Below are 23,739 nucleotides of genomic sequence, written 5' to 3' on the forward strand. Positions count from 1 at the left end.
GCGGCTCAGTGTCCGGCCGTCTTGGAAAACAGCTGGATGACCAGCACGCCCGCCACGATCAGGCCCATGCCCGCCAGCGCGGGCAGGTCCAGCGTCTGGCCCTGCCAGAGCCAGCCCACCAGCGAGATCAGCACGATGCCCGCGCCGGACCAGATCGCATAGGCCACGCCCGTGGGCACGGTGCGCAGCGTCAGCGACAGGAAGTAGAAGGCCAGCGCGTAGCCCAGGACCGTGACCACGCTGGGCCACAGCCGCGTGAAGCCTTCGGACTGCTTAAGGCAGGAGGTGGCCGCCACCTCGGCGACGATGGCCAGGCCCAGGTACAGGTAGTTGGACGCCATGCTCAGATGGCCGCGTAGCTGCCCGTGCCCTCGGGCCAGCGCGTGAGCACATCGAAGCCCGTGTCGGTCACCACCACCATGTGCTCCCACTGGGCGGACAGCGACTTGTCGTTGGTGATCACCGTCCAGCCGTCGGCCAGTTCGCGCGTGGCCGCCTTGCCGGCGTTGAGCATGGGCTCGATGGTGAAGATCATGCCGGCCTCCAGCACCATGCCCTGGCCAGGCTGGCCGTAATGCAGCACCTGAGGGTCGTCGTGGTAGACCTTGCCGATGCCGTGGCCGCAGTACTCGCGCACCACGCTGAAGCGCTCGCGCTGGGCCACGGTCTGGATGGCATGGCCGATGTCGCCCAGCGTGGCGCCGGGGCGCACGGCGCGGATGCCGGCCAGCAGGGCCTCGTAGGTGGTCTCCACCAGGCGGCGCGCCTGGTTGGACGGCTGGCCCACGTAGTACATGCGGCTGGTGTCGCCGATCCAGCCCTCGGGCGTGGTCACGGCCACATCGACGTTGAGGATGTCGCCCTCGCGCAGGACCTGCCGGGCGTCGGGGATGCCGTGGCAGACCACGTGGTTGGGCGAGGTGCAGACCGTCTTCGGAAAGCCGTGGTAGCCCACGTTGGTGGGCACGCAGCGCAGTTCATCGACGATGAAGTCATGGCAGAGCTTGTCCAGGTGCTCGGTGCTGACGCCCGGCTGCACGTGGGGCACCAGCATCTGCAGGACACGGGCGGCCAGGCCACCGGCCTTGCGTGATTGCCCGATATCGAGGGCATCGTGCAGCGGAACGCTGCGCAGCTTGGCGCCCCTCATTGCAGGCCTTCCGACAGGCGCACGGGGCGCGGGCGGCGTGCTGCCGTATCGGCGGGAGCCGGTGCCGCTTCGGGCTCGCCCAGCTTCAGCGTGGCCGCGGCCTCTTGCAGCAGCAGGGCGCAGATGCCTGCGTAGTCGAGATGGGGATGGTGTTCGGCCAACTGGCCGACACGCAGCCAATGCTCGGCCTGGGCGTTGATGGATCGACCCAGGGCCGCGCTGGACAGGCGGATCTGGTCGTGCAATTGGTCGGATATTTTGACGATTCCCATGGGGTGGCGATCATACGGGGAATATACGTTTCGTATATTGACAATCGCAAATCGCGGGCCCGGCGGCGGGACATTCGTGCAGGCCTGCAGAGGCAGGCCGCCATGTTGTCGTCGATGCTGCGTGACGTACGGGGTGGATGCTCTTGTGTTGATAGCGCAATGATTACGTCCGGCTGGCCATCCGGCAGGGATGATGTTTTTCCTGCAGCGCGGTCCTGTACAAGACTGGGCCTTGCGCGATCGGCGGTCTTCTATCAGATATCTGTTGCAGATCTGGGGCTTACCCCTAGCAAGTCGCCTGCTACCCAAACTGACAAGAATCAAGACTGTCTGGAAGCGAATGTCCTGCAAGCCGGCGCATGGTGCGGCCGGCCGGGCCTTCCGGCAGGGAGCAGCAATGGGCAAGGAACAAGAAGCGGGTTCGGCAACGGCATCGGGCGGGGCGCGCATCGTCGTCGTGGGCGGTGGCGTGGCGGGGCTGGAGATTGCCACGGCGCTGGGCAAGGGGCGCACGGACGCCATCGGCTCGGTGACCCTGGTGGACAGCGATTCGGCCCATGTCTGGAAGCCCATGCTGCACACCATTGCAGCCGGCACGCGCGACCTGGCCCAGCAGCAGACCACCTACCTGGCCCAGGCCAGCGATGCCAGCTTTGCCTACCAGCCCGGCGAAATGTGCGGCCTGGACCGCGAGGCCCGCGAGGTGCTGCTGGCCCCCATCGAGGCGCCCGATGGCCGCGAGATCGTGCCGGGCCGGCGCATTGCCTACGACAGGCTGGTGATCGCCGTGGGCAGCGGCGCCAATGATTTCGGCACGCCGGGCGTGGACGAGCACTGCTTCATGATCGACTCGCGCCGCAAGGCCGATGCCTTCAACAGCGAGATCCGCCTGCGCATGGTGCGCTGCATGACCAGCGGCGAGCAACTGCGCGTGGCCATCGTGGGCGGCGGCGCCACGGGCGTGGAGCTGGCGGCAGAGCTGGTGCAGCTGGCCGAGAGCGCCCGGGCCTATGGCGCGCTGGGCGAGGCCGCGCGCTTCGGCATCGTGCTGATCGAGGCCGGGCCACGCCTGCTGCCCGGTTTTCCTGAAGAGATTTCCGAAGCCACGCGCCTGCGCCTGCAGGCCCTGGGCGTTTCGGTGATCGTCAACGGCCGCGTGCAGTCGGCCAGCGAAGAGGGGTTCGTGCTGGCCAGCGGCGAGTTCGTCCCCGCAGGCCTGCGCGTCTGGGCAGCGGGCGTGAAGGCCCCGGCCTTCCTGGCGCAGCTGGGCATGGAGACCACGCAAGGCAACCAGCTCAAGGTCAACGGCCAGTTGCAGACCAGCGACCCCCATGTCTACGCCGTGGGGGATTGCGCCAGCTTCACCCTGCCCGGGGCCAGCGTGCCGCTGCCGCCCACCGCCCAGGTGGCGCACCAGCAGGCCCGCTATCTGGTGGAGACGCTGCCGCGCCTGCTGAAGGAGCCGGGTTTCCGTCCCGAAGGCTTTGCCTACCGCGACTTTGGTGCCCTGGTGTCATTGGCCCATTACGACGCCTATGGATCGCTGGGCAAATTCGGCCTGTTCAACGGCGGCGTGATCCGCGGGCGCATGGCCATGCTGAGCCACATCATGCTGTACCGCTCGCACCAGGCCCGCATCTACGGCTTTTGGCGCGGCGGGCTGCTGTGGCTGATTGATCTGATGAATTCGCGCCTGCGCCCGTCGATCCGGCTGGACTGAGCGGCCGGGCCCGGCATCAAAGCAGCCCCTCGATGGGCAGCCAGCCCAGCACGCGCAGCATCAGGCGCTTGAATGCACTGCTGCCGGGCTCGGTGGTGGTGGTGAGCGGCGCAGGCGGCGTGCCGCTTTCCGTGGTCCAGCTCAGGCGGCCCTGTGCATCGATCTGCACGTGGTAGGCGGCGGACGGCAGGCTCTGGTCGAGCATGTGGCTCATCTGCGAAGCCATCTCGGGGCTGTCGATCAGCAGGCCCATCTCGGTGTTGAGGTGGGCCGAGCGCGGGTCGAAGTTGAACGAGCCCACGAAGATGCGCTCGCCATCGACCGCAAAGGTTTTGGCATGCAGGCTGGAGCCCGAGCTGCCGGGGCGGCTGCCTGAGCCCACCCCCGCTTTCCCTGCCGATGCCGCTGCGGGCGAACGCGGGCCTGGGCTGGGTTCGTCGTCCTCCCTGCCGATCTGCCGGCGCAGCTCGTACAGCTGCACGCCTTCCTCGATCAGCGGGCGCCGGTAGCGGGCATAGCCGGCATGGACCACGGCCACGTCGGTCGCCTCCAGGCTGTTGGTGAGCACGCGCACGGCAATGCCCTGGCGGCGCAGGCCGGCCAGGGCGCGCACGCCGGCCTCGGTGGGCACGAAGTAGGGTGAGACCAGGTCCAGCTGGCGCTGCGGCTGGCCGATGGCCGGGGTCAGCTGGGTGATCAGCAGGCCCTCCTTGGGTACCTGGCCCAGCACCTTGGCCGGGTCGTCGCTGACCAGGGTGGCGCGGGCCCATTGCAGTGGCAGGCGGCCGGCCAGCAGCTCGCGCGTGAACGGGCTTTGCGCCACGGCGTGCACATAGGCCTGGGCTTCGGGGCGCTGCACTTCGGTGGCCAGGGCCTCGTAGGCGCGCGCCACCGCATAGTCGGGCAGCGGCGGCAGCAGGCTGGCAGCGGGATAGGCCGACGCGCTGGCCCAGTACTGGTCGAAAGCATGTGAAATGTCGGCCACCACCGGCCCCATGGCCACCACGTCCAGGTCGGCGAACAGCACACCGTCGGTGGCCGCGAAGTACTCGTCGCCTATGTTGCGTCCGCCCACGATGCTGGCCTGGCTGTCGGCCGTGAAGCTCTTGTTGTGCATGCGCCGCTGGGTGCGCGAGAAATCCGTGACATAGCCCAGCGCCTTGGGCGTGCGCTGGGCAAAGGGGTTGAACAGCCGCACCTCGATCTGCGGATGCTGGTCCAGGGCGCCGAGCTGGGTGTCCAGTCCTGCCGTGCCGCCGTCGTCCAGCAGCAGGCGAACGCGCACGCCCCGGTCGGCGGCGCGGCGCAGTTCGTCGAGCAGCAGGTGGCCCGTGGTGTCGCCGCGCCAGATGTAGTACTGCACATCCAGCGTGCGCTGTGCCACGCGGGCCAGCAGGGCGCGCGCGGCGTAGGCATTGCGTGCGTCGGACAGCGCGTGGATTGCGGTGAGCCCCGGATGCTGGTCCAGCAGCGGTGCCAGCGCCTGGCCCAGCAGCGTGGCCTGGGCAGCCTCGGGCGGCAGTGCCGTGGATTCGCTGCGGCCGGCCAGGGGCGGCAGGCTGCAGCCTGCCAGCAGCAGGGTCAGGACGAGCGCCTGGGTGGCGGCAAGGGCACGGCGCAGCAGGGGCATGGTGCGTTCGGTGTTCGTGGTGGTCAGTGCAGCCAGCGTATGAACAGCTGGATCACGGTGGCATTGACGATGTCGACGAAGAAGGCGCCCACCATAGGGACGATGAGAAAGGCCTTGTGCGATGGGCCGTACTGGTTGGTGATGGCCTGCATATTGGCCACGGCCGTGGGCGTGGCACCCATGCCGAAACCGCAGTGGCCGGCGGCCAGCACGGCCGCATCGTAGTTGCTGCCCATGATGCGGAAGGTCACCAGCGCGGCATACAGGCCCATGGCCAGCGTCTGGGCCGCCAGGATCACCATCAGCGGCGCCGCCAGCCCCGCCAGCTCCCACAGCTTGAGCGACAGCAGGGCCATGGCCAGGTAGATGGACAGCGAGGCATTGCCGAAGACGTCGATGGCCCGGTCGAATACCTGGAAGTGAAAGACATAGTCCAGCGTGTTGCGGATCAGGACGCCACCGGCCAGCGCCCAGACGAAGGTGGGCAGGGAGAACAGGGTGCCGGCGGTGAACTGCGTCATGAACTCGGCGAAGCCCAGGCAGCCCGCGAACAGGGCCAGTGTTTCTATGGCCGCGCTGGTGGTGATCAGGCGCGTCTGCTCGGGGTTCTCGAAGCCGCCGTGGCTTGCGCTTTCGCCCAGCGGGGGCTGTTTTTCGGGGGCGGCTGCGGGGTCATGCACGGCAAGCCTGCGGCGCGTGATCAGGGCCTTGGCCAGCGGGCCGCCGATCAGGCCGCCGATCACCAGTCCGAAGGTGGCACAGGCAATGCCCAGGGTGACCGCGCCCTGGATGCCGTATTCGCGCTCGAAAACCTGGCCCCAGGCACCTGCCGTGCCATGGCCGCCCGTCAGGGTGACGGAGCCTGCGATCAGCCCGAACAGCGGATCGAGCCCGAGCATCTTGGCCAGGCTCACGCCGACCAGATCCTGCAGGCTGATGAAGACGGCGACCACGGCCAGGAACAGCAGCAGCGAACGGCCGCCTTCGCGCAGCTTGGCGAAATTGGCGCTCAGCCCGATGGACGAGAAAAACACCAGCATGAAGGCCATCTGCAGCTCGCTGCTGAAGCTGAAGGTGCAGCCCAGGGTCTGGTTGAGCACGAACAGGGCGACGGCCACGACCAGGCCGCCGGCCACGGGCTCGGGGATGTTGAATTCGCGCAGCAGGCGCAGATGCCGTACCAGCCATTTGCCCAGCAAAAGGACGAGGGCGGCGAAGATCAGGGTGTAGTAGGCGCTGAAAGTCAGGTGCATGGCTTCCGTTTTCCGGTGGGCGGGGCAAGGCAGCGCACCATACGATAGGCGGCATGCCGGGGGGCGATGTCAGGATAGCCACTGATTGCCAGGCCTGCTGAAAGTGCCCTTTGGTCGTGCCCTACGTCAGTGCCCTGTCAGCTGGCTACGGGGCCGGGCCGCCTGTCCTCGACGGTGAAGCGGGCCAGCGTGTAGATGCGGCTGTCGGCTCGCATCGGGTTGGCCACGGCGCGCAGCTCGCTGGTCCAGCGCTCGGGCGTGATGTCGGCCAGCCCGTAGCCGCGTTCCTCGCAGCGTGCGTACAGCACCTGCGGGTTGTGGTCGACGATGGCATCGACCTTGGCCTGGGTGGTGCCGCTGCGCGAGGTGATGGACGTGCTGCAGAACTCGCTGGCCACGACGGGATTGCGCCGCTCGGGCGCGGCCTCGGGGTCTGCGTGCACGGCACAGACATAGTTCTGGTGCAGGTCGCCGCCCAGCAGCACGCTGTTGCGCGGCGTGGGCTGGGCGCCCGGCGTGAGGTGGCGCACCAGGCGCTGGCGCGCTGCAGGGTAGCCGTCCCAGCTGTCCGTGGCCTGCGATCCCGAGGGCGGCCGGTGCGTGGACACCAGGGTGGGCTGGGCCAGGATGCTCCAGCGCGGTCCCTCGCTTGCGTGCTGGCGGGCATCTTCGGCCAGCTGGCGGTACAGCCACTGCTCCTGCGTCCAGCCCAGGAAGCTGCGCGCCGTATCCGACAGGGCTGCGCATTGCGCAGGGCGCACGCTGCCCTTGTCTGCCGCTCCCTCGGCGCGGCAGGCCTGGGCGCTGCGGTACTGGCGGCCGTCCAGAAAATGCAGCCGGGCCAGCCGGCCCCACTGCAGGCTGCGGTACAGCTGCAGCCCGCCGCCGCCATGCTGGGCGCCCGCGCCGGTCAGCGCGCTGGCGCGCAGCGGCATGTTCTCGTAGAAGGCCTGCCAGGCAGCCATGCGCCGGGCCAGGAAGCGCCCGGCATCGCCCTGGCCCTGGTCGCCGGCGTAGTTGTTCTCCACCTCATGGTCGTCCCAGCCCACGGACCAGTTGCACATGGCGTGCGCTGCCTGCAGCAGCGGGTCGCTCTTGTGCAGGGCGTAGCGGTCCCGGTAATCCTGCAGGCTTTGCGCGGCCCGCAGGTTGTGGGTGCGGGCCAGGCCCAGCGTCATGGCGGGCGTGGCGTACTCGTAGATGTAGTCGCCCAGGAAGAGCACCAGGTCCGGCGCGTCCTGCACCACCTGGCGCCAGGCCGCGTAGTAGCCGTGCTCCCAGCGCTGGCAGGAGGCATAGGCCAGGCGCAGCCGCTGGGACATGCTGCCGGGCGCGGGCGCCGTGCGGCAGCGGCCCGTGCTGCTCACGGCCTGGCCCAGCATGAAGCGGTAGTGGTACCAGCGGTCAGGCGCCAGCCCTCCCACCTGCACATGCACGCCGTGGCCCCATTCGGGCTGGGCCATGGCCTCGCCGCTGCGCACGATCTGGCGGAACAGCGGGTCGTGCGCCAGCTCCCAGCGGATCTTGAGCGCAGGCATGGCCGTGGTGTCGGTCTCGCCCAGCTGTGCAAGCGGCGGCGTGAGCCGCGTCCACAGCAGCACGTTGTCGGGTTCGGGGTCGCCGCTGGCCACGCCCAGCGTGAAGGGGTTGTGCGCAGGCCGCTCGCCCAGGCGGGCCCAGGCGGGCAACTGGCCCAGCGCCGTGGCCAGGCCCGCTGCGACCAGAAACTGGCGCCGCGGTGCAGGGACGGGGGCGCTGAAGGGCAGGGGCATGGCGGTTCGGGGGCAGGTGGCGCAAGAAAGCGGGGAGATACGGAGCGTGGCCTCGGTGGATCAAAGGCCGGCGCCTGCATTTCCAACTGGCTGCCATTGTGCGCCTGATGCCGTGGCAATGCTGTGCTTGCCGCGCTCCTTGGCCTGCAGCATGGCGGTATCCGCGCGGCGCAGCACGTCCATGCCGTTTTCGTGGCTTTGCAGCTGGGCCACGCCCGCACTGAAGCTCAATGGCCGGGGGGCCGGCTGGCCTGGCGTCTGCGAAGAGGCTGGCAAAGGCGTCTGCTCCAGCAGCTGCAGCAGGCGCTGCAGCGCCTGGGCGCCCGCAGTCTCCGGTGTCTGGGGCAGCAGCAGCACGAAGGCCTGGCCCTCGTATCGGCCCACCACGTCCTCGGGGCGCAGTCCCTGGCGTGCCAGCTGGGCCACATGGATGAGGGCGGCATCGCCCGTGGCATGCCCCAGCTCGGCATTGAGGGCCTGCATGCCGTCCATGTCGAGCAGGGCAACGCTCAGCGGCTGGCCATGGCGCTGGGCGCGCGCCACCTCGCGGTCCAGCGCCTCGCTCACACCCAGGCGGTTGAGCTGGCCGGTCAGCGGATCGTGGCGTGCACGGCGCGCGGCCTCGTCCAGTTCCTGCTGCAAGGCCTCTATGCGCGCCTCGCAGGCATCGACATGGCTGCGCAGCGATTGCAGCTCTTCCTGGGCCACGCGGCTGCCGGCGGCCATGGTGCGGGTGGCCTCCAGCACCTGTTGCAGCAGCGGGGCGGCATCCTCCAGGCGCTGGATGCCGTCCAGCTGGCGCGCGGCTTCCTCCATGCGGGCGCCCAGTGTTTCGTTGCTGCTCGTGATCTTTGCCAGATGCTGGACGAAGCCGCCCAGCATGTCCTTGAGCGCCTGCTGCGCGGCGGCCATGCCGTCCTGCAGCTGCATGCGCCGGTGGATCACGGTCTGCAGCTCGCGCCGCGCATCCACCAGGGGCGCGGGTGACAGCGGCGGCGTGATGGCCTGCTCGATGGCCGTGAGCTGCGGCACCAGCCAGCTGCCGTGCGTGGGGTCCTGGGCCAGATGCTGGATCAGGGTCTGCAGCAGCTCCTGCACCAACTGCAGGACCTGGAGCTGGTCGGCAATGGAGAACGACAGCTGGTAGTGCTGGTCATGCAGGCGCCGCGCCAGGGCCTTGGCGTCCACGGGCGGTGCCTGCAGCTGTTCCATGAGCTGCTGATGCAGTTGCCGGGTCTTGGCTTCCTGGGTGTTCAGCAGCGCAAAGAAGGCCTCGAAGCGCCGCGCCAGCTGCTGCGTCAGATCCTCGGGCAAAGCCTGCAGGGGCGGCGGCACGGGCAATTCCACGGGCCTGGCCTCATGGGTTGGCGGCTGCAGGGCCGCGTTGGCATAGGCGGTGATGACCTGCTGCAGGCCCTGCCAGTCGCTGCGTTCTATGGCGGCGCCCAACTGGTCGCGCAGGCGCTTCTGTCCGGGCGTCTGCGCAGGCAAAAGCGCATGGACGTGGCGCAGCGGCCCCTGGGGAAAGCTGGCGGGGCCGGGTTCGCCGGCTGCCTGCTCATAGAGGCGGGTGTAGTTTTCCGGGGTGGGCGGCAGGCGGTTCAGCGCCAGTTGCCGCAGGGTTTCGCGTGCCAGTTCGGAAGCGGAGCGCTCGGCCATGGGGGGGCAGTTGTTTCAGAATGCAATGCCCTCCAGTGTGGCATGGCCGGCGCCCGGTTCACTGCTCGTTGACCATGACCAGCTTGCCCTGGACCTGGCGCGATCCCATGCGTGCGTAGGCCGCGTGCAGCTCAGCCATGGGCATGGTGCGGTCGATCACGGGCTTGATCTTTCCCTGGCCGTACCACTGGGCCAGCTCCTGCATCATGGCCGCGTTGGCCTTGGGCTCGCGCCGGGAGAACTCGCCCCAGAAGACACCCACCAGCGATGCGCCCTTGAGCAGCGGCAGGTTCAGCGGCAGGGCCGGGATGGGGCCTGCGGCAAAGCCCACGATCAGATAGCGGCCGCGCCAGGCGATGGAGCGGAAGGCGGGCTCGGCGAAGTCGCCGCCCACGGGGTCGTAGACCACGTCGGGGCCCTTGCCGTCGGTGGCCTCCTTGATGGCCGCGCGCAGGTCGCCCTGGCTGTAGTTGATGGTGGCATCGGCGCCCTGGGCCTTGCACAGCGCGCACTTTTCGTCGGTGGAGGCTGCCGCGATCACGCGTGCGCCTGCCGCCTTGGCGATCTGGATGGCGGCCGTGCCCACGCCGCCTGCCGCGCCCAGCACCAGCACGGTCTCGCCCTCGCGCAGCTGGCCACGGTCGATCAGCGCATGGTGCGAGGTGGCATAGGTCATGATGAAGGCCGCTGCATCGACGAAGCTGAATCCATCGGGCAGCGGCATGCACAGCGCGGCCGGTGCCAGCGTATGGGTGCCAAAGCCCCCGGTGCCCGACAGGCAGGCCACGCGCTGGCCCACGCTGAGGTGGCTCACGCCTTCGCCCACGGCCTGGACCACGCCCGCGTATTCCGAACCCGGCACGAACGGCAGCTCAGGCTTCATCTGGTACTTGTTCTGCACGATCAGCAGATCGGGGAAGTTCAGGCTGGCCGCCTTCACTTCGAGCAGTACCTGTCCAGGGCCCGGTGCGGGTGTGGGCAGCTGCGTCCACTGCAGTTGATCGACGCCCGTGGGCGTTGTGCAAAGCCAAGCGTGCATGGTGGTTGTCTCCTGTGATTGAATGCCTGGCCGATGATAGGAGTGTGGCGGGAATGCCTCCTGTCCCTCGGGCGACGAGACGCCCGCCTACAATCGCCCGCAATCCCTGCTGTATCCATGAAGATTCTCATTTGTAACGACGACGGCTACCAGGCGCCCGGCATCCAGGCCTTGTACGAGGCGCTGCGCACGGTGGCAGACGTCGAGGTGGTGGCGCCGGAGCACAACAACAGTGCCAAGTCCAACGCCCTGACGCTGAATGCACCGCTGTACGTGCACCAGGCCCACAACGGTTTCCGCTATGTCAACGGCACGCCGGCAGACTGCGTGCACATCGCCCTGACCGGCCTGCTGGGCTACCGGCCCGACCTAGTGGTCTCCGGCATCAACAACGGCGCCAACATGGGCGACGACACCATCTACTCGGGCACCGTCGGCGCGGCCATGGAGGGCTTTCTTTTCGGCATTCCCGCCATTGCCTTCTCCCAGGTGGACAAGGGCTGGTCCGAGATCGAGGCTGCCGCCGCCGCCGCGCGCCAGCTGGTCATGGACATGCAGTCGCAGGAACTGATCGGCCTGTCGCCCTGGCTGCTCAACGTGAACATTCCCAACATGCCGCTGTCCGCGCTCAAGCCGCTCAAGCTGTGCCGGCTGGGCCGCCGCCATGCGGCCGAGCGCGTCATCACCCAGGAGAGCCCGCGCGGCGAAATGATGTATTGGATAGGCAGCGCAGGCGCGGCCATGGATGACTCGGAGGGCACGGACTTCCACGCCACGTCCCACGGCCACATGTCTATCACGCCGCTGAAGGTGGACCTGACCGACCATGACAACCTGGGCTACTGGGCGCAGACGGCGGCCAGGCTGGCATCGGCCAGTCAGGCCGTGCTGCCTGCCCAGGGCGGGGCGGTGCAACCGTGAGCGAGCGCCGTCCCGGAGTTCCCTCGTGGGTGGCGCGCTCGGTGCAGAACCCTGCGCCGGCCTCGCGCGCGGTGCCCGCGCGCTCCGCGCTGGCCACCGCCGCCGCCCGTGCCCCGCAACAGCCCTCGGGCATCGGCATGGATTCGGCCGCCGTGCGCGCGCGCATGGTGCAACGGCTGGCCGCCACCGGCATCCAGTCGCCGGCCGTGCTCGCTGCCATGGGAGCGGTGGAGCGCCACCGCTTCGTGGACAGCGCCCTGGTCAACCAGGCCTATGAGGACACCAGCCTGCCCATCGGTCTGGGCCAGACGATCTCCAAGCCCAGCGTGGTCGCCCGCATGACCGAGCTGCTGCTGGGTTCGGAGGCCGCGAAGTCGGGACTGGGCCGCGTGCTGGAGATCGGCACCGGCTGCGGCTACCAGGCGGCCGTGCTGGCGCGCGTGGCACGCGAGGTCTATTCGATCGAGCGCCTGCGCGGCCTGCACGAGAAAGCGCGCAGCAACCTGCGGCCCTGGCGCCTGACCAATGTCCATCTGATCTTTGGAGACGGCATGGAAGGCTATGGCAGCGGCGCTCCGTACGCGGGCATCATCTCGGCCGCCGGCGGCGAGAGCATGCCCTCGGCCTGGTGCGACCAGCTGGCCGTGGGCGGGCGGCTTGTCGCGCCCATGGTGGTTACGGGGGGTAAGCAGGCACTGCTGGTGATTGACAAGAGTTCACACGGGTTTACGCAATCGATTTTGGAGGCCGTGAACTTTGTCCCCCTAAAATCGGGCATCGCCTAGAAGGGAATAACTTATGTTGGTATCGCGAAGTCTTGGGGCTTGGGGAACGGTGGTGCTGGCCGGCATGGTTCTGGCAGGCTGCACATCCCAAGTGAACAGGGCTCCCGTGGAGGACCGCGGAACATCCACCTCCACTTCCACCTCTTCCTCGCCATCGGCGGCCGTCAAGCCGCTGCCCGGCGTCGAGAACGCCGGCAAGCCCGGCTACTACACCATCAAGCCTGGTGATACGCTGATCCGCATCGGCCTGGAGACCGGCCAGAGCTGGAAGGACATCGCGCGCTGGAACAATCTGGAGAACCCCAACCTGATCGAAGTCGGTCAGGTGGTTCGCGTCGTGCCGCCGACCAGCTCGTCCATGGCAAGTTCGGACAGCGGCAGCACACGTTCTTCGTCGTCGTCCTCCTCTTCCACGCCCAGCGGCTCGCCGGTGGTGGCAACGCCGTTGCCGCCCGTGGCATCCTCGGCATCGTCTGGCAGCTCCACCGCAACGCCTGCACCCGCGCCGACCCCGGCACCGGCTCCTGCACCCGCAGCCGGCAAGGGCGCCGACGATGTGGACTTCATCTGGCCTGCCTCGGGCAGCCTGATTGCCGGCTTCGACGAGGCGCGCAACAAGGGCTATGACATCGCAGGCAAGGCCGGCGACCCCGTGATGGCCGCTGCCGATGGCCGCGTGGTCTATGCCGGCGCCGGCCTGCGTGGCTATGRCAACCTGATCATCCTCAAGCACAACAACACCTACCTCACGGCCTACGCGCACAACCAGACGCTGTTGGTCAAGGAGGACCAGACCGTGCGCAAGGGCCAGAAGATTGCCGAGATGGGCAGCACCGACGCCGACCGCGTGAAGCTGCACTTCGAGGTGCGTCGCCAGGGCAAGCCTGTCGATCCTTCGCGCTACCTGCCTTCGCGCTGATGAGCCGCAGCACCAGGCAAACCGGACAAGCCCCTGCCCCGCAGGGGCTTGTTTCTTCTGCGCCCGGCGAACCGCTGCCGGAATCGGTCGAGGACCAGGACGAGGCCGACGCCGAAGGTGGCGAGGTCGAGGCCGCCGCCGCCGAGCTGCGCGAAATCACCGTGCCGCCCGCCCAGCACGGCCTGCGCGCCGACAAGGTGCTGGCCGAATGCGTGGCCGAGTTCTCGCGCAGCTATCTGCAGCAGCTGCTTGCGCAGGGCGCGGTCACCCTCAACGGGCGTGTGCTGGGCAAGCCTTCCGCCAAGGTCGCGGCCGGCGACCGCATGGTGCTGGAGATGCGGCCCACGCAGCAGAGCATGGCCTTCCAGCCCGAGGACATGGCGCTGGACGTGGTGCATGAGGACGAGCACCTGCTGGTCGTCAACAAGCCGGCTGGCCTGGTCGTGCACCCGGCGCCCGGCAACTGGACGGGAACCCTGCTCAACGGCCTGCTGGGGCGCGACCCCAAGGCGCGCGAGGTGCCGCGCGCCGGCATCGTCCACCGCCTGGACAAGGACACCAGCGGCCTCATGGTCGTGGCGCGCAGCCGCGCCGCCATGGATGCGCTGGTGGCCATGATCGCCGCACGCGATGTCAGCCGGCAGTACCTGGCGCTGGCCCACAAGGCCTGGGGCCCGCGCAAGCACCGCGAGGTCGATGCGCCCATCGGCCGCGATCCGCGCAACCGCCTGCGCATGGCCGTGGTCGACCTGGCCCAGCATGCGGGCAAGACCGCGCGCACCGACATCGACCTGCTGGCCGGCAACGACGAAGTCAGCCTGGTGCGCTGCACGCTGCATACGGGCCGCACCCACCAGATCCGCGTGCACATGGCCTCTCTGGGTCATCCGCTGGTGGCCGATGCCGTCTACGGCGGCAAGGACGCTGGCGGCATGACGCGCCAGGCCCTGCACGCCTTCCGGCTGGCCTTCACCCATCCCATGACGGGCCAGGCCCTGGTGCTGCATGCGCCGCTGCCCGCCGACATGGCGCAGGCGCTGGAAAATTGGGGGCTGAGCTACAATCCCGCCGAAAGCCTCTGACCATCTCTCGCATGGCATCTGTGGAGCGCTTGCTTCCTCTTCTTTGATTCGGCGCACCCTGGCTGCCACCCCTGGTGGCACGCGCGCCTTTGTTCCCGAGACGCTGAGCCATGAATACGGTAGATGCCAAGCGGGTCCTGGAAACTGCATTGATCTGCGCGCCGCAGCCTGTCACGCTGCGTGAGCTGCGCTCGCTGTTCGATGACGTGCTGGGCTCCGACACGCTGAAGGACCTGCTGCTGGACCTGCAGAAGGACTGGGCGCAAAAGGGCGTGGAGCTGGTACAGGTGGCGTCCGGGTGGCGCTTCCAGAGCCGGCCCGAGATGCGGGTGTACCTGGACCGGCTGCATCCTGAAAAGCCGCCACGCTACACCCGTGCGACCCTGGAGACGCTGGCCATCATCGCCTACCGTCAGCCGGTGACGCGCGGTGATATCGAGGACATACGTGGTGTGACGGTCAACAGCCTGCTGATCAAGCAACTGGAAGACCGGGGCTGGATCGAGGTGATTGGCCACCGGGAAACCGTGGGCCGGCCCTCTTTGTTTGCCACCACGCGCCAGTTTCTGGACGACCTGGGCCTGCAGTCGCTGGACCAGTTGCCCATGCTTGAGGAGCCTGAATCCCAGCAAAGCCTGTTCAAGGCGCTGGAGGAGTCGGGCGAGCCTGAGGTGCAAGAGAGTGCGCCAGCCGGTGACGCCCCGCCGACCGAAGGCTGGGGTCCCGACGAAGTGCCGCCGGTCATCGGCGCGCAGGACGTGGGCGAGGAATTGCTGGATCAGGTGCCGTTGCAGGCCGATGAGACGGAGCTGCCGGAGCTGGTCGAGGATGGTGAAGACGACGCCCTTGCCGCTCTCTTGCCAGAGGCGCCCTCGGGCGAGGCTGAGACACCGGATGGGACAGATGCCGCGAGTGCCGCAGAAGCTGCGCAGACCGCAGACACAGCGGAAAAAGCGGACACCGCGGATACGACAGACACAACGGATACGGACGGCGCTGCACTGCAGGCCGAAGAAGGAAAGCCATGACGGGTAGTGATATCTCCAAGGACCAGGATGCCCAGCCGGCGTCCGACGAGGCTGGCGCACAGCGCAAGGCCCGCCCCGCGCGCTCGCGCGCTCCCAAGGCCGAGTCCCGGCCTGGCGCCAGGCCTGCGCGCAAGCCGCGCCCGGCCGCCGAGGCGGTGCCTGCCGAAGACACCGAGCAGGAGCTGGTGACGGCTGATGCATCAGAGTCAAGCGACTCAGGGTCTGCCGAAGGCTACGGTTTTGCGGACGTCATCTCGGGCGAGCTCGACGCCGCCGAAGAGCGCGACGATGCCGCGCCTGCCAAGCGCGTACTGCTGCCCCAGGTCGATTCGCCCAAGCTGCACAAGGTGCTGGCCCAGGCCGGGCTGGGATCGCGCCTTGAAATGGAGCAGCTCATTCTTGAAGGCCGCATCTCGGTCAACAACGAGCCTGCCCACGTGGGCCAGCGCATCCAGTTCGGCGACCAGATCAAGGTCAACGGCCAGCCCATCCGCTTTCGCATCGATCCGCCGCCGGCGCGTGTCATCGCCTATCACAAGCCCGTGGGCGAAGTCGTCACGCACGACGATCCCCAGAACCGCCCCACGGTGTTCCGCAAGCTGCCGCGCCTGCAGCATGGCAAATGGCAGTCCGTTGGCCGCCTGGACCTGAACACCGAAGGCCTGCTGCTGTTCACCAGCTCGGGCGAGCTGGCCAACTCCCTGATGCACCCGCGCTTCGGTCTGGAGCGCGAGTACGCGGCCCGCGTGCTGGGCGCGCTCAGCAAGGAAGAAAAGCAGCGCCTGACCGATGGTGTGCAGCTGGAAGACGGCGTGGCCGCCTTCGGCTCCATCGAGGATGGCGGCGGCGAAGGCGCCAACTGCTGGTACCGCGTGACCATTTCCGAAGGCCGCAACCGCGAAGTGCGCCGCATGTTCGAGGCGGTGGGCCATGCCGTGAGCCGGCTGATCCGCATCCGCTATGGCGCCATGGTGCTTCCGCGCGGCCTCAAGCGCGGCGCCTGGGTGGAGCTGGACCAGGCCGACATCCAGTCCCTGGCCTCCGCGGCAGGCATGCAGGCGCGTGCGCCTGCTGCACCCAAGCCTCCGGCCGGAGGCCGCCGTGGTGGCCCGGCCGACCGCAACACCGTCCGCCGCGAAGGCGGCGGCCGCTATTTCGACGGCAATCGCCCGGCACCCAATGCCATGCTGGACGGCCCGCGTGCCAAGCCCGCTGCCAAGGGTGGCAAGGCGGACGGCGGCCAGGGCAGAGGGCAGGGCGGTGCAGGCGGGCGTGGCAAGACAGGCGGCAGCCAGCAGCCCGATCCGATGCGTACATCGGTGGGCTACATCGGCTCCGACAGTCTGTCGCGTGCACGCCAGAACGCCAAGCGCAAGCCGGGAGGGCGCCGCTGAAATACGGCGGTCAGCCTCCCCTTTGGCAGCACCATGTCATCAAGGACTTTGATGGCACAGCTAGAATCAACGGTTTTGTCCAATTGACAAAAATCCATAGTAACCCTGATTAGGAACCATTCAAATGGCCATCGAACGCACTCTTTCCATCATCAAGCCCGACGCCGTTGCCAAGAACGTGATCGGCCAGATCTACGCTCGCTTCGAGGCCGCCGGCCTGAAGGTCATCGCCGCCAAGATGGTGCACCTGTCGCGCGGCGAAGCCGAGCAGTTCTACGGCGTCCACAAGGAGCGTCCCTTCTTCAAGGACCTGGTGGACTTCATGATCTCCGGCCCCGTGATGATCCAGGCCCTGGAAGGCGAGAACGCCATCCTGAAGAACCGTGAACTGATGGGCGCCACCGACCCCAAGAAGGCTGAGAAGGGCACGATCCGCGCCGACTTCGCCGACAGCATCGACGCCAACGCCGTGCACGGCTCTGACGCCGCTGAAACTGCAGCCGTGGAAGTGGCATTCTTCTTCCCCGGCATGAACGTCTACTCGCGCTGATCCCCGCGTCTTCCGCGGCCGTCATGGTCTGTCCGGTGCAGGCCATGCCTGCCGCGGAAGAGCCGAGAGCGGCGTGGCACCGGCCTGCCGACATGAATACCAATTTGCTAGATTTTGATCTCGACGGACTGGCCGCTTATTGCGAACAGCTCGGCGAGAAGCGTTTCCGCGCCACGCAGCTGTTCCGCTGGATCCACCAGCGAGGCGCCAGCGATTTCGACCAGATGAGCGATCTGGCCAAGTCCCTGCGCGAAAAGCTCAAGGCGCGTGCCCACATCACGGCCCTGCCGGTTCTGACCGAGCATGTGTCTGCCGATGGAACGGTCAAGTGGCTGTTCGACGTGGGGGGCGGCAATGCCGTCGAATCCGTTTTCATTCCCGAAGATGACCGGGGCACGCTGTGCGTGTCGTCCCAGGCCGGCTGTGCCGTGGGCTGCCGCTTCTGCTCCACGGGTCACCAGGGCTTCAGCCGCAACCTCAGCACGGGCGAGATCCTGGCCCAGCTCTGGTATGCCGAGCATGCGCTGCGCAAGCGCCTGGGCACGGGCGGCGAGCGCGTCATCTCCAACGTGGTGATGATGGGCATGGGCGAGCCGCTGCAGAACTACACGGCCCTGGTGCCGGCGCTGCGCGTGATGCTGGATGACCATGGCTACGGCCTCTCGCGCCGCCGCGTGACCGTGTCCACCTCGGGCGTGGTCCCGATGATCGACAGGCTGTCGCAGGACTGCGCCGTGGCCATGGCCGTGTCGCTGCATGCACCCAACGACGAGCTGCGCGACCCGCTGGTGCCGCTGAACCGCAAGTACCCCATCCACGAGCTGCTCGATGCCTGCGAGCGCTACCTGGAGTTCGCGCCGCGCGATTTCATCACGTTCGAATATTGCATGCTCGATGGCGTCAATGATCAGCCCGAGCATGCGCGCCAACTGATAGAGTTGGTCCGCGCACGTGGCGACGGCCGCAGCTGGTGCAAGTTCAACCTGATTCCGTTCAACCCCTTCCCGGCCTCGGGCCTGCTGCGTTCACCTGCAGCGCGGGTGACGGAGTTCGCCAGCCTGCTGAGCAATGCCGGCATTGTGACCACGGTGCGCAAGACACGTGGCGACGACATCGACGCAGCCTGCGGACAGCTGGCTGGCGATGTCAAGGACCGCACGCGCGCTGCCGAGCGCATGGCAAAGCAGCGCACCATTGTTCTCAAGCAGATGCCTTGAGAGGACCTACGGAACAAAGGGACAGTTCATGAAGTCAGTGGCTCGGCGGCTGCGATCGGGGGGTATCGGTGGATGCATGCGCTGGGCAGTGCCGGTGCTGGTCCTTGCCTTGGCCGGTTGCGCCGGCAAGCAACCTTTGGTGCCTTCGGCGAATTCAGGCTCCGGCAATGCTTCGTCCGTCTCCAATGCCTCGATGGCCTCGGCCGCCGAGGTCGATCCCCGTCGCCGCGCGGCCATTCGCCTGGAGCTGGCGGCTTCCTACTTCCAGGCCGGCCGCATCGATGTGGCCCTGGAAGAGGTAAACCAGGCGCTGGCCTCCGACCCCGGTTCCGCCGATGGCTATGGACTGCTGGCCCTGATCTACATGCGCAACCAGGACTGGGACCAGGCCGATGCCAGCCTGCGCAAGGCCATGTCGCTGCGCCCTCAGGATGGTGACCTGCAGCACAACTACGGATGGCTGCTGTGCCAGCGCAAGCAGTATGTGCAGGCCCAGGAATGGCTGGACAAGGCACTGGCCCAGCCCGGCTACCTGGAGCGTCCCAAGACATGGATGGCCAAGGGCCTGTGCCTGCAGCAGGCCGGCCTGCTGGTCGAGGCCCAGCAGGCGCTGCTCAAGGGCTATGAACTCGATGCCGCAAACCCGGTGATAGCCTATCACCTGAGCAATGTGATGCTGCAGGGGGGCGACGCCAAGAGGGCGCAGTTCTATATCCGCCGCCTCAACAGCAGCCCCCAGTCCAACGCGGAAAGCCTGTGGCTGGGCATCAAGATAGAGAGGGCGCTGCAGCAATCTGCAGCGATGCGGCAGCTGGCCGACCAGCTGCACCAGCGCTTCCCGGAGTCCCGCCAATGGCTGGCCTACGAGCGTGGAGCATTCAATGAGTGAGGTGTTGGCGGTGCATGACGAAGCAGGTACGCAAGGCGAGAACGCCAAAACTTCCATGACGGCGGGCACGCTGCTGCGCCAGGCGCGCGAGGCGGCAGGCCTGTCGCTGGCCGGACTGGCGGCGGCGCTCAAGGTGCCGGCCCCCAAGCTGGAGGCCCTGGAGGCGGATAACTATGCCGCCTTCCAGGACCATGTCTTCATGCGGGCCCTGGCACAAAGCGTCTGCCGCACGCTGCGCGTGGACTCGGCCTCGGTGCTGGCCCTGCTGCCGCGCACCCAGCTCAAGAGCCTGGCCGATGATCGCGGCAGCATCAATGCCACGTTCAAGGAGCGCTCCTTCAAGGCCACCGGAACACCGCTGGGCCGCGAAAACGGTTCGCGCAAGGTCGCCATCATCGTGCTGCTGCTGCTGGCGGCCGCCGCCGCCGTGTACTTCCTGCCCAAGCACGAAGGCGATGCCGAGGAGCCGCAGGCCGGCTCTTCCGACGCCGCTGCCCTGGTGTCGCCGGCCGCAACCGTGTCCGAGCCCGTGGCTGCCCAGGAGCCTGTGGCGCCCGCAGTGACGGCGCCAGCCTCCGAAGGGGCGGCGCCTGCAGCGCCTGCAGCCACGCCAGCCGTCCAGGCGCCTGCAGCAGCGGCTCCCGCAGCCGGCGTGCCTGGCGATGTGCCCGCCGATGCCGCAGCGGCGACTCCTGTAACCCAGGCCGCGCAAACGCCTGGTGGCGTGCTGGTCATGAAGGCCAGCGCACAATCGTGGGTGCAGGTCAAGGATGCCAACGGCCGCGTGGTGCTGCAAAAGACGCTGGCGGCAGGTGAGTCGGTTGGCGCCGAAGGTGCGCTGCCGCTGTCTGTCATCGTCGGCAATGCCAGCGGCACCGAAGTGCGCGTCCGTGGTGAGCTGCTGGAAGTGGCCAAGACCACCCGTGACAACGTGGCCCGCTTTGAGGTGAAGTGACCGTGCAAGATTTCCTATCCACGCAGCAGCCGATAGCGATTGCCTCGCCGCTGCCGCGCAAGTCCCGCCAGGCCCGCGTGGTCTGGCGCAACAATGTCGTCACCGTGGGCGGCGATGCGCCTGTGCGCGTGCAGTCCATGACCAACACCGATACGGTGGACGCGGTCGAGACGGCCATACAGGTGCGCCAGCTGGCCCAGGCCGGCTCGGAGATGGTGCGCATCACCGTCAACACGCCCGAGGCAGCCGCTGCCGTGCCCTACATCCGCGAGCAGCTCGACCGCATGGGCGAGTACGTGCCTCTGGTGGGCGACTTCCACTACAACGGCCACCGCCTGCTCACCGAATACCCGGCCTGCGCCGAGGCGCTGTCCAAGTACCGCATCAACCCCGGCAACGTCGGCAAGGGCGAGAAAAAGGACAGGCAGTTCGGCCAGATGATCGAGGCGGCAGCCCGCTACGACAAGGCCGTGCGCATCGGTGTCAACTGGGGTTCGCTGGACCAGGAGCTGATGGCGCGCCTGATGGACGAGAACTCGCGCCGCGCCCAGCCCTGGGATACGCGCCAGGTCATGTTCGAGGCGCTGATCTCCTCGGCTGTCGATTCCGCGCGCCTGGCCGAGTCCATGGGGCTGAACGGCGACAACATCATCCTGTCGTGCAAGGTCAGCGGCGTGCAGGACCTGATCTCGGTCTACCGGGCCCTTGCGCAGCGCTGCGACTATGCGCTGCACCTGGGCCTGACCGAGGCCGGCATGGGCACCAAGGGCACGGTGGCCTCGGCCGCCGCGCTGTCCGTGCTGCTGCAGGAAGGCATTGGCGACACCATCCGCGTCTCGCTCACGCCCCAGCCCGGCGAGGCGCGCACGCAGGAAGTGGTGGTTGCCTCCGAAATCCTGCAGGCCCTGGGCCTGCGCGTTTTCGTGCCCAGCGTCACGGCCTGCCCTGGCTGCGGCCGCACCACCAGCACCACCTTCCAGGAGCTGGCCAAGCGCATCGACGACTACCTGCGCGGCCAGATGCCGCTGTGGCGCATGAAGTACCCCGGCGTCGAGGCCATGAAGGTGGCCGTGATGGGCTGCATCGTCAACGGCCCTGGCGAGAGCAAGCACGCCAATATCGGCATCAGCCTGCCCGGGACGGGCGAGGCGCCCGCTGCCCCCGTCTACATTGACGGCGAGAAGGCGTTGACGCTGCGCGGCGAGCGCATTGCCGAGGAATTCCAGACCCTGGTCGAAGACTATGTGGCGCGCACCTATGGCACCACCGCTGCCGCACCCGCCTGAGCGGCTGCGCCAGGCATTGCAGTTATTGCAAAATAGATAGCACACCACGCTTTGTTTCATGGGCTCTCACGCGGGATGCGCGTGGGAGCATGGAGCGCAAAAGGCGGGGTCCGCTCCTGTTTCCGAGCATTCATCGAACGAGAACAACGTGGCCAAACCCGAAAAACTCTCCGCCGTCAAAGGCATGAACGACATTCTTCCCGCCGAGTCCGCTCGCTGGGAATGGCTGGAGGCGCAGGTGCGCGAGCTGATGGCGCGCTTTGCCTACCGCAACGTGCGCACGCCCATCGTCGAGCACACGCAACTGTTCGTGCGCGGCATCGGCGAGGTGACGGACATCGTCGAAAAGGAGATGTACTCCTTCGAGGACAAGCTCAATGGCGAGCGCCTGACGCTGCGCCCAGAAGGCACGGCGAGCCTGGTGCGCGCCACCATCGAAAACAACCTGCTGTACGACGGCGGCAAGCGCATGTGGTACATGGGGCCCATGTTCCGCCACGAGCGCCCGCAGCGCGGCCGCTACCGCCAGTTCCACCAGATCGGAGCCGAGGCCCTGGGCTTTGCCGGCCCCGATGTCGATGCCGAGCTCATTTTGCTGGCCGTCTCCCTGTGGAAGCAGCTGGGCCTGACGCAGTGGCGCCTGGAAATCAACAGCCTGGGCCAGCCCGAGGAGCGCCAGGCCCACCGCCAGGCCCTGATCGCCTACCTGGAGCAGCACCAGGACGTGATGGACGAGGAGGCCAGGCGCCGCATGTACAGCAACCCGCTGCGCGTGCTGGACACCAAGAATCCCGCCATGCAGGCCATGGTCAACGGCGCGCCGCGCCTGCTGGACTTCCTGGGCGAGGGCTCGCTGGCCCACTTCGACGGACTCAAGGCCATCCTGGACGCCAATGGCGTGCCCTGGACCGTGAATCCGCGCCTGGTGCGCGGCCTGGACTACTACAACCTCACGGTGTTCGAGTTCATCACCGACATGCTGGGTGCGCAGGGCACCATCTGCGCCGGCGGCCGCTACGACTACCTGATTGAGCAGGTGGGCGGCAAGAGCGCGCCGGCCGTGGGCTGGGCGCTGGGCGTGGAGCGCGTGCTGGAGCTCGTCAAGGAGCTGGGCGCCGACATCCCCGCGCCCACGCTGCATGCCTACGCCATCGTTCCCGACGTGTCGGCCATGCCCGTGGCCCTGCGCACCCTGCAGCAACTGCGCGAGGCCGGCGTGCGCGTGCAGATGCATGCGGCCAGCGCCGAAGGCCTGGGCAGCATGAAGTCGCAGTTCAAGAAGGCCGACGCCAGTGGCGCGCATTTCGCATTGATCTTCGGCTCCGACGAGCTGCAGCAGGGCCTGGTCACCGTCAAGTCGCTGCGCGACGGCACGGGCCAGCAGGTGCAGCAAGCCCTGGCCGATGCGGCCCAATGGGCTGCCACCCTACAATCGGCGGTTTGACCGTCATCCGCAGCTTTCCAGGCCACCGCTCCAGCGGCGTCCTCCATACACAAGGCGACACAGGCGATTCATGGCAAACCATTTCGATCTCGAAGAACAAGAGCAGATAGAGCAGCTCAAGCATTTCTGGAATACCTGGGGCACGTTGATCACGGGTGTGCTCGTGGTCATCTTTGTCGGCTTTGCCGGCTGGAATGGCTACCAGTACTGGGAAAAGCGCCAGGCCACCCAGGCTGCCGCTCTGGCGCATGCCGTCGATGTGGCGCTGTCAGGCAAGGATGCGGCGCGCGCCGGCCAGGCCTTTGCCGATCTCAAGGACAAGTACGCCGGCACCACGCAGGCAGCCCAGGCCGGCCTGCTGCTGGCCAAGGCTGCAGTGGACGAAGGCAGGCTCGATGATGCCAAGGCAGCCCTGACCTGGGTGGCCGACAAGGGCGACGAAGGCTACAAGGCCCTGGCCAAGCTGCGCCTGAGCGCCGTGCTGGAGCAGCAAAAGCAGTACGACGAAGCCCTGAAGGCGCTGGATGGCAGCATGCCCGAATCCTTCGCCGGCATCGTGGCCGACCGCCGCGGTGACATTCTTGCGGCCCAGGGCAAGACGGCCGAGGCCATCGACGCCTACCAGCGCGCCCATGCGCTCCTGGACAAGGGCGTGGACTACGGACGCCTGATCGAATTCAAGCTCAACGCCCTGGGCGCCACGCCCACCGTGCTGGCACAGGCCAAGACTTCGACCTCGGAGAAGCAACCTTGAAAACTTCGGCAGATCAACTG

General features: G+C 67.7%; 22 protein-coding genes. 14 read left to right on the forward strand and 8 right to left on the reverse strand.

All coding sequences use genetic code 11. The annotated features are described in order from the left end of the window. Positions 1-5: 5 nt before the first annotated feature. Genes GRX31_RS05535 through GRX31_RS05545 form a run of 3 tightly spaced genes read right to left on the reverse strand, consistent with a single transcriptional unit; the run spans position 6 to position 1,422 of the window. Positions 6-341, reverse strand: coding sequence for an SMR family transporter (locus GRX31_RS05535; RefSeq protein ID WP_012206837.1), 336 nt, complete (start codon positions 339-341; stop codon positions 6-8). A gap of 2 nt (positions 342-343) precedes the next feature. Then, positions 344-1,150 carry a type I methionyl aminopeptidase gene (gene map, locus GRX31_RS05540; RefSeq protein ID WP_046986652.1) on the reverse strand — a complete coding sequence of 269 codons (807 nt, stop codon included), beginning with the start codon at positions 1,148-1,150 and terminating at the stop codon, positions 344-346. Continuing rightward, the gene (locus tag GRX31_RS05545; protein WP_016447576.1) at positions 1,147-1,422 is read right to left on the reverse strand and encodes a ParD-like family protein; all 276 of its coding nucleotides are present in this window, start codon (positions 1,420-1,422) and stop codon (positions 1,147-1,149) included. Before GRX31_RS05545 ends, map begins: the two co-directional genes overlap by 4 nt. Positions 1,423-1,819: 397 nt before the next feature. Here GRX31_RS05545 and GRX31_RS05550 point away from each other — a divergent pair, with 397 nt between their 5' ends. Beyond that, positions 1,820-3,142: an NAD(P)/FAD-dependent oxidoreductase gene (locus tag GRX31_RS05550; RefSeq protein ID WP_160851810.1), complete on the forward strand. Its 1,323-nt coding sequence runs from the start codon at positions 1,820-1,822 to the stop codon at positions 3,140-3,142. Between the two features lie 16 nt (positions 3,143-3,158). Here the strand turns inward: GRX31_RS05550 and GRX31_RS05555 are convergent, their stop codons facing one another. From GRX31_RS05555 to GRX31_RS05575, 5 genes are all read right to left on the reverse strand, one after another. Further along, positions 3,159-4,772 (reverse strand): phospholipase D family protein, encoded by a 1,614-nt coding sequence (locus GRX31_RS05555; protein WP_160851811.1) that lies wholly within the window; start codon positions 4,770-4,772, stop codon positions 3,159-3,161. Between the two features lie 23 nt (positions 4,773-4,795). Beyond that, a complete protein-coding gene (gene gltS, locus GRX31_RS05560; RefSeq protein WP_160851813.1) occupies positions 4,796-6,025 on the reverse strand; it encodes a sodium/glutamate symporter in 1,230 nt (409 codons plus the stop codon). A gap of 137 nt (positions 6,026-6,162) precedes the next feature. Next, on the reverse strand, positions 6,163-7,797 hold the full coding sequence (locus GRX31_RS05565; RefSeq protein ID WP_160851815.1) for an alkaline phosphatase D family protein: 1,635 nt from the start codon (positions 7,795-7,797) through the stop codon (positions 6,163-6,165). 60 nt (positions 7,798-7,857) lie between these two features. Further along, complete coding sequence (locus GRX31_RS05570) at positions 7,858-9,456, reverse strand: GGDEF domain-containing protein (RefSeq protein WP_016451284.1); 1,599 nt, start codon at positions 9,454-9,456, stop codon at positions 7,858-7,860. A 58-nt stretch (positions 9,457-9,514) separates the two neighbouring features. Then, a complete protein-coding gene (locus GRX31_RS05575; protein WP_016447570.1) occupies positions 9,515-10,495 on the reverse strand; it encodes an NADPH:quinone oxidoreductase family protein in 981 nt (326 codons plus the stop codon). Between the two features lie 117 nt (positions 10,496-10,612). On the opposite strand from GRX31_RS05575, the gene surE reads away from it, so the two are divergent. The 13 genes from surE (at position 10,613) to GRX31_RS05640 (ending at position 23,719) form a co-directional block, all read left to right on the forward strand. Continuing rightward, entirely contained in the window at positions 10,613-11,416 is an 804-nt protein-coding gene (surE, locus tag GRX31_RS05580; protein ID WP_160851817.1) for a 5'/3'-nucleotidase SurE, read from the forward strand. Further along, the gene (locus GRX31_RS05585) at positions 11,413-12,201 is read left to right on the forward strand and encodes a protein-L-isoaspartate(D-aspartate) O-methyltransferase (protein ID WP_016447568.1); all 789 of its coding nucleotides are present in this window, start codon (positions 11,413-11,415) and stop codon (positions 12,199-12,201) included. Before surE ends, GRX31_RS05585 begins: the two co-directional genes overlap by 4 nt. Before the next feature lie 13 nt (positions 12,202-12,214). Then, positions 12,215-13,120: a peptidoglycan DD-metalloendopeptidase family protein gene (locus GRX31_RS05590; protein WP_160851819.1), complete on the forward strand. Its 906-nt coding sequence runs from the start codon at positions 12,215-12,217 to the stop codon at positions 13,118-13,120. After that, positions 13,120-14,202, forward strand: a complete 1,083-nt coding sequence (locus tag GRX31_RS05595; protein ID WP_160851821.1) for an RluA family pseudouridine synthase — start codon at positions 13,120-13,122, stop codon at positions 14,200-14,202. Before GRX31_RS05590 ends, GRX31_RS05595 begins: the two co-directional genes overlap by 1 nt. Before the next feature lie 110 nt (positions 14,203-14,312). Further along, a complete protein-coding gene (gene scpB, locus GRX31_RS05600; RefSeq protein WP_160851823.1) occupies positions 14,313-15,230 on the forward strand; it encodes an SMC-Scp complex subunit ScpB in 918 nt (305 codons plus the stop codon). Beyond that, on the forward strand, positions 15,227-16,624 hold the full coding sequence (locus tag GRX31_RS05605) for a pseudouridine synthase (protein ID WP_061287453.1): 1,398 nt from the start codon (positions 15,227-15,229) through the stop codon (positions 16,622-16,624). The genes scpB and GRX31_RS05605 overlap by 4 nt, the downstream gene beginning before the upstream one ends. A gap of 124 nt (positions 16,625-16,748) precedes the next feature. Further along, positions 16,749-17,174, forward strand: a complete 426-nt coding sequence (ndk, locus tag GRX31_RS05610; RefSeq protein ID WP_016447563.1) for a nucleoside-diphosphate kinase — start codon at positions 16,749-16,751, stop codon at positions 17,172-17,174. A gap of 92 nt (positions 17,175-17,266) precedes the next feature. Next, positions 17,267-18,391: a 23S rRNA (adenine(2503)-C(2))-methyltransferase RlmN gene (rlmN, locus tag GRX31_RS05615; protein ID WP_017404144.1), complete on the forward strand. Its 1,125-nt coding sequence runs from the start codon at positions 17,267-17,269 to the stop codon at positions 18,389-18,391. Positions 18,392-18,419: 28 nt separating this feature from the next. Then, complete coding sequence (gene pilW, locus GRX31_RS05620; protein ID WP_174538864.1) at positions 18,420-19,280, forward strand: type IV pilus biogenesis/stability protein PilW; 861 nt, start codon at positions 18,420-18,422, stop codon at positions 19,278-19,280. Beyond that, positions 19,273-20,235: a helix-turn-helix domain-containing protein gene (locus GRX31_RS05625; protein WP_160851824.1), complete on the forward strand. Its 963-nt coding sequence runs from the start codon at positions 19,273-19,275 to the stop codon at positions 20,233-20,235. The genes pilW and GRX31_RS05625 overlap by 8 nt, the downstream gene beginning before the upstream one ends. Before the next feature lie 2 nt (positions 20,236-20,237). Further along, complete coding sequence (ispG, locus tag GRX31_RS05630; RefSeq protein WP_047472013.1) at positions 20,238-21,521, forward strand: flavodoxin-dependent (E)-4-hydroxy-3-methylbut-2-enyl-diphosphate synthase; 1,284 nt, start codon at positions 20,238-20,240, stop codon at positions 21,519-21,521. A gap of 184 nt (positions 21,522-21,705) precedes the next feature. Continuing rightward, positions 21,706-22,965 (forward strand): histidine--tRNA ligase, encoded by a 1,260-nt coding sequence (gene hisS / locus GRX31_RS05635; RefSeq protein WP_212646543.1) that lies wholly within the window; start codon positions 21,706-21,708, stop codon positions 22,963-22,965. Positions 22,966-23,035: 70 nt separating this feature from the next. Then, positions 23,036-23,719 (forward strand): YfgM family protein, encoded by a 684-nt coding sequence (locus tag GRX31_RS05640; protein ID WP_016447557.1) that lies wholly within the window; start codon positions 23,036-23,038, stop codon positions 23,717-23,719. Positions 23,720-23,739 lie beyond the last annotated feature (20 nt).

It is taken from the genome of Delftia sp. CH05 (assembly GCF_009827015.1).
GTDB classification, from domain to species: Bacteria; Pseudomonadota; Gammaproteobacteria; order Burkholderiales; family Burkholderiaceae_C; genus Comamonas; species Comamonas tsuruhatensis.